The organism is Vibrio sp. 1288, from assembly GCF_033344475.1.
In genome coordinates this window covers 1-530 of sequence record NZ_JAWPOX010001068.1, presented here as the reverse complement: position 1 = coordinate 530, position 530 = coordinate 1, and the positions used below count along the sequence as shown (strand labels likewise).

The following is a 530-nucleotide window of genomic DNA, read 5'->3' as shown; positions in this document are numbered from 1 at the left end:
AAAAGCGGTAACATAGCCAACATCGGTATGACGGCGATATCTTGAAAAAGCAGCACAGCAAAACCAGACTGGCCCGTTTCGGTGCCATTGAGGCCTTGCTCTTCAATCACTTTGAGTGCAATAGCCGTAGAGGAAAGGGCGAGCCCCATGCCGATGACCAAACTCACCTGCATACTCAAGCCAAACAAACTGACAATGCTACCAATAACCGCCGTCGTCACCACAACTTGCGCGCCGCCAAGACCTAAAATCGGCCCTCGCATTTGCCATAATTTTTTCGGGTTCAATTCCAAGCCAATTAAGAACAGCAGCAACACCACCCCGAGCTCGGCAAAATGCAGAATCGCATCGACATCGCTAATCAGGCGTAATCCCCAAGGGCCAATCAATACTCCTGCCAACAAATAGCCAAGCACTGAACCTAAGCCAAATCGCTGCGCCAAAGGAACAGCAATCACCGCCGCCGACAGAAACACGACACTGCTTTGTAGAAACTCACTGGTTATCGCCATGCTGACCTCCTTGGTGCA

General features: G+C 50.8%; 1 protein-coding gene. It reads right to left on the bottom strand.

The features are described from left to right. Window positions 1-512, bottom strand: a 512-nt coding sequence (locus R8O11_RS30940; RefSeq protein WP_318195355.1) for a cation:proton antiporter, incomplete at its 3' end; no start/stop codon positions are given. Window positions 513-530: the final 18 nt, after the last annotated feature.